5 protein-coding genes and 1 pseudogene are annotated in these 5,030 nt (G+C 56.6%); 1 reads left to right on the top strand and 5 read right to left on the bottom strand.

Annotation, left to right across the window (positions count from 1 at the left end; translation table 11 throughout):
- A pseudogene (locus B3C64_RS04005) lies at window positions 1–123 on the top strand (transaldolase); the annotation flags it as partial.
- A gap of 131 nt (window positions 124–254) precedes the next feature.
- Here the strand turns inward: B3C64_RS04005 and B3C64_RS04000 are convergent.
- From B3C64_RS04000 to B3C64_RS03980, 5 genes are all read right to left on the bottom strand, one after another.
- On the bottom strand, window positions 255–1,787 hold the full coding sequence (locus B3C64_RS04000) for an aminotransferase class I/II-fold pyridoxal phosphate-dependent enzyme (RefSeq protein WP_291533899.1): 1,533 nt from the start codon (window positions 1,785–1,787) through the stop codon (window positions 255–257).
- A gap of 184 nt (window positions 1,788–1,971) precedes the next feature.
- Entirely contained in the window at window positions 1,972–2,823 is an 852-nt protein-coding gene (locus tag B3C64_RS03995) for an HAD family hydrolase (RefSeq protein ID WP_291533897.1), read from the bottom strand.
- 103 nt (window positions 2,824–2,926) lie between these two features.
- Window positions 2,927–3,175 carry a preprotein translocase subunit SecG gene (gene secG, locus B3C64_RS03990; RefSeq protein WP_291533918.1) on the bottom strand — a complete coding sequence of 83 codons (249 nt, stop codon included), beginning with the start codon at window positions 3,173–3,175 and terminating at the stop codon, window positions 2,927–2,929.
- Between the two features lie 108 nt (window positions 3,176–3,283).
- The gene (gene tpiA, locus B3C64_RS03985) at window positions 3,284–4,078 is read right to left on the bottom strand and encodes a triose-phosphate isomerase (protein ID WP_291533896.1); all 795 of its coding nucleotides are present in this window, start codon (window positions 4,076–4,078) and stop codon (window positions 3,284–3,286) included.
- A 139-nt stretch (window positions 4,079–4,217) separates the two neighbouring features.
- Window positions 4,218–5,030, bottom strand: an 813-nt coding sequence (locus tag B3C64_RS03980; RefSeq protein ID WP_291533895.1) for a phosphoglycerate kinase, incomplete at its 5' end; no start/stop codon positions are given.

Here is a 5,030-nt window from a genome sequence, read left to right as displayed (position 1 = left end):
CTGGGCATCAACATCAAGGATGTCACCGACCAGCTTGAAGCCGATGGCGTCGCCAAGTTCATCGCCTCTTGGGACACCGTCCTTGCCGATGTCCAGGCCGGCATCGACCGCGTCAACGGCTGAATTCGACCAGGAACGTCGAATTCGCCTGCTATGGTGAAGGCGAATTCGCGATTCTGACATGAAAGCGTTGAGGCTGGTTCCTTCAACAAAGGAACCAGCCTCAACGCTTTCATGAATTCGCAGCTGGAGAATCAGGCCTGATGATAGGTGCTGAAGAAATCACCGATCTCCCCTATCGTCTCTTTCAACATGCTCATACGTGGCAGATACACCACACGGAAGTGGTCGGGCTCCTGCCAATTGAACGCACCGCCATGGCTGATAAGAATATGCTTCTCATGCAGCAGGTCAAGCGCGAACTGCTCATCGGAATGGATGTTGAACTTCTTCACATCGATCTTCGGGAAAATATAGAACGCCGCCTTCGGCTTCACCGCGGTGATGCCTGGAATCTCATTGAGCATGTTGTACACCAGTTCGCGCTGATCGTAGATTCTACCGCCCGGAACAAGGTAATCCTTGACGCTTTGATGCCCGCCGAGCGCGGTCTGCACCACCGATTGCGCGGGCACATTGGAGCACATGCGCATGTTCGCCAGCATGTTCAGACCCTCGATATAATCCTTGGCCAGACGTTTGTTGCCGCTCAGCACCATCCAGCCCACACGCCAGCCGGCGATCATATGCGATTTCGAAAGTCCCGAGAACGTCACGCAGAACAGGTCGGGGGCCAGCGACGCGATGGAGACATGCTCCAGACCATCCATGACCAGACGATCGTAGATTTCGTCGGAGAAAATCATGAGCTGGTGTTCGCGGGCCAGATCGACGATCTGTTGCAGCACTTCCTTCGGATACAGCGCTCCGGTCGGGTTGTTCGGATTGATGATGACGATGGCCTTGGTCTTGTCGGTGATCTTGGCGCGCATGTCTTCGATGTCCGGATACCATTCGGAATCCTCATCGCAGATATAGTGCACGGCAGTTCCTCCGGCCAGATTGACGCATGCCGTCCACAGCGGGTAATCCGGCGATGGCACCAGCACCTCGTCGCCGTTGTCCAGCAGGGCCGACAACGACAGGTTGATCAGTTCGCTCACACCATTGCCGGTGTAGATGTCGTCGATGGACACATTGGGAATGTTCTTCAGCTGGGCGTACTGCATGATGGCCTTGCGCGCGGAGAACAGACCCTTCGATGGAGAGTAGCCCTCGGTATCCGGCAACTGCTGGGACATGTCGTAAACGACCTCATCCGGAGTGCGGAATCCGAATGGCGCGGGATTGCCGATATTGAGCTTGAGGATATGCGTTCCGGCGGATTCCATGCGCGCGGCCTCATCCGCAACCGGTCCACGAACATCGTAAAGCACATGGTCAAGTTTGTGGGATTTAGTAAAGGTACGCATGGTTCTTCCTTCTGTCGGTTGCGTTTGCGCTGACGCGATATCGTCCGGGTGAGCGTCTGGTGAGCCCGATCGAGTGGAGACCGTCCGTTCCATGGGAACGTCCTTTCCCATCAGCCAGTCCTCGTCCACCTGCAGGAATTCCGCGAGGAATCGGGAGATGTCGGCGCGAGGCACGGTCTTGCCGCTCACGTATTGGCTCATTTGGCTTTTGCCGAGCTTGACATTGAACTTTTGCGCGGCGTGGATGAAATCGACTTGTTTCAAATCGCGCGACTCCATGATGCTGCCAAGCCTGGTGGAGAATGATTCCGTCATGCCAACCCTTTCGGTTCAATTTATCTCGAGCATTGGTTCAAAGTCTATCACCCATACTGTATAAACATGTTGAAAGACATGTTGAAAGTTCAATTATGGGTGCAATGCTTCTTTCTACATAATCATCAAAAGTTCAATTTGCGGTATTCCGCGCATCTCCATAAATTGAACTTTTGATGCGGTGTCACAGCAGATGCCGTTCGATCCATTGCGCCACGCCGTCATCGTTGTTAGATGGGCAGACGTCGTCTGCGATGCCCAACACATCGGGATTCGCGTTGGCCACGGCCACTCCCCTGCCGGATTCGCGTAGCATGGCGATATCGACCAGATCATCGCCGAAGGAGACGACCTGCGACAACGGCGTGGAAAAATGATCGGCCAGCAATGCAAGCGCGTGTTCCTTGTTGGCCTTGGGATTCATCAACATCCACAAGGAACCCTCGGAAATATGGACTTCGAAATCATCGGGCACAAGCTTTCCGACCTGATTCCACTGCTCTTCGTTCGGGAACAGGATGAGTTTGTCCGCGACGCCATCGGGCACGTCATCGAAATCGGTGTACCGCCAGGTCTGGGTCTTCCAGTACTTGCCGACATCGAAATTCGTGTATCGTACATCGTCCATGACGATGCCGACCTCCATGCCGGGAAGCTCTTCAAGCAGTTGCTTGCACACCTCACATGCGCGTTTCGATGAGAATCCGATTTTCTGCAGATGCCCATCCTCCGGCAGATTCGGAGAAGTCAGCATATCGTAATCCGACGCCGCGGGATTGTAATCGATGAGGGCGCCGTTGAGATACGCCACGGCATCCACCGGTAGTTTTTCGACGAACGCGTATCCCGTGCTGACGGGACGCGCCGTCTCCACAACGAAGGTCATTCCGGCTTCATGCAGGCGATTGATGCTGTCGATGGACCGTTGCGTGAGGAACCGTTCCTCGAACGTCGCCCCATCGTGAAGCAACGTACCGTCCAGATCGGCTACCACCATGGTCGTCGGCTCAGAGGCCGAAGCAATTGAAGAAGGCATACGAGATAATCCTTTATTACGAATGGCGAGGGAAGATGATTGAATATCGTCGCATAGAAAAAGGCCCATGACCATTCAGGCCACGGGCCGAAAATCCGAATGCTCAGATCAGGTTGAATTTCGTCATCAGGCCGAGGGCGATGATGATGGCCACCCAAAGCAACGCGATGATGACGGTCCAGCGGTTCAGGTTCTTCTCGGCGACGCCGGAGGATCCAGCATTCTGGGTGAGACCTCCACCGAACATGTCGGACAGGCCGCCACCCTTACCCTTGTGCATAAGAATCAGCAGGGTGAGCAGAAGGCTGAAAACGACGAGAATAATCTGCAGCACAAGCTTGACGATGGCCATAGCGGACACGGGTGAACCTCCAGTTGTTCGTAAACACTGTCTTCAACAATAGCGCATGGTGCTGAGAAAAACGATCCTGTTCCCGTGATTTCCGGCATTAATGTCGAATCATCGTATTTCAGCCATGGTGAGTCTGCAGATTCTGGTGAGTTCGTCGACCTTCAGCGCCGCGCCGCCGATGAGGAATCCATCGACGTCGGGTTCCCGGATCAAGGCCACCGCGTTTTTGGACGAGACCGATCCTCCATACAGGATGCGCACGGCCTCGCCCACATGCCTGCCGAATGTCGCCGTCAAATCGTCGCGAATCGCCTTGGCCGCATCCTGTGCGGACTGGGGCGTGGCCACCATGCCAGTACCGATCGCCCAGACCGGTTCGTAGGCGACGATCAGCCGCGCGGCCTCCTCGTCCGACAGATCCCGCGTCACGTCACGAACCTGTCCCACCGCGAAATCGAGTTCTATGCCTTGGCGTCGTTCCTCGTAGCTTTCACCGACGCAGAGGATCGGCTGCATGCCGGCTGCGAGCACGGCACGCACCTGGTCCACGATGTTCGCATCGTCCTCAGGATGGTATTTACGACGTTCCGAATGGCCGACGATCACATAGGAGCATCCGAGGCGGGCGATCATATCGGCCGACACGTCACCCGTGAATGCGCCCTGCGATGTCACGGATACGGCCTGCGCCCCATAACGGATCTTCAGATTATCCGATTCCACAAGAACCTGGACGCTGCGCAATGATGTGAAGGAAGGCATGAGCGCGATTTCGCAATGCTTGTAATCAAAATGGATATCACGAAGATTCTCGGCAAATTGCTGAACGAAATAGGTGGCCTCAAGATGATCGAAGTTCATCTTCCAGTTGCCTGCGATTAGCGGAATGCGTTGCGGTGCCATGTTCATTACCATCCCCCATCGATATTTCGAATGATAGCTGCTTTCACTTGCGCCCATGTAACGGCGCGCGAACGAAGAGCGCTCCCCCACCAATGATGAGGGAGCGCTCTTCGTTATCCGTATTTATGCGTATACGAAATCAGTCGAGCACCTTCAGGCCCGGCAGTTCCTTGCCCTCAAGGAACTCGAGGGAAGCGCCGCCACCCGTGGAGATGTGCGAGAAGCCTTCCTCCGGGAAACCGAGGTTGCGCACCGCGGAAGCGGAGTCACCGCCACCGACGATGGTGAACGCTCCGGCCGCGGTGGCGTCGACCAAACCCTGGGCCACGGCCTTGGTGCCAGCGGCGAAGGCCGGAACCTCGAACACGCCCATCGGGCCGTTCCACACGACGGTCTTGGAGTCCACGATCTTGTCGTGGAAGAGCTTCTGGGACTCCGGACCGATGTCCAGACCCATCTTGTCGGCCGGAATCGCGTCAGCGGCAACGACTTCCGGAGCGATGTCCTCGTCGGACTTCGGGAAGACCGGATTCACGACGATGTCGGTCGGCAGCACGAGTTCGACGCCGTTCTTCTCGGCGCGCTCGATGTAGCCCTTGACGGTCTCGACCTGGTCCTCTTCCAGCAGGGAGGTGCCGACTTCAAGGCCCTTGGCCTTGAGGAAGGTGTACACCATGCCACCGCCGATGACCAGACGGTTGGCCTTGTCGAGCAGGTTCTCGATGACGCCGAGCTTGTCGGAGACCTTGGAACCACCGAGCACGACGGTCAACGGACGCTCCGGGTTCACGGTGGCGCGGGACAGGGCCTTGACTTCCTTCTCGACCAGCAGGCCGGCAGCGGACGGAAGGTCGGCGGCGACGTCGTAGTTGGAGCCCTGGGCGCGGTGGACGACACCGAAACCGTCGGACACGAAGACCTCGCCGAGGGCGGCGATCTTCTTGGCGTAGGC

Origin of the sequence: Bifidobacterium sp. UBA6881, assembly GCA_002451435.1 — a bacterium.
Taxonomy (GTDB): domain Bacteria; phylum Actinomycetota; class Actinomycetes; order Actinomycetales; family Bifidobacteriaceae; genus Bifidobacterium.
Note: the sequence above shows the minus strand (reverse complement) of the source record. Positions and strands in the feature narration are given on the sequence as shown.

Excerpts from the sequence above, each read along its gene's own strand:
- B3C64_RS04000 (WP_291533899.1), bottom strand. The coding sequence starts at position 1,787 with ATGACGGAATCATTCTCCACCAGGCTTGGCAGCATCATGGAGTCGCGC.
- B3C64_RS03995 (WP_291533897.1), bottom strand. The coding sequence starts at position 2,823 with ATGCCTTCTTCAATTGCTTCGGCCTCTGAGCCGACGACCATGGTGGTA.
- secG (WP_291533918.1), bottom strand. The coding sequence starts at position 3,175 with ATGGCCATCGTCAAGCTTGTGCTGCAGATTATTCTCGTCGTTTTCAGC.
- tpiA (WP_291533896.1), bottom strand. The coding sequence starts at position 4,078 with ATGGCACCGCAACGCATTCCGCTAATCGCAGGCAACTGGAAGATGAAC.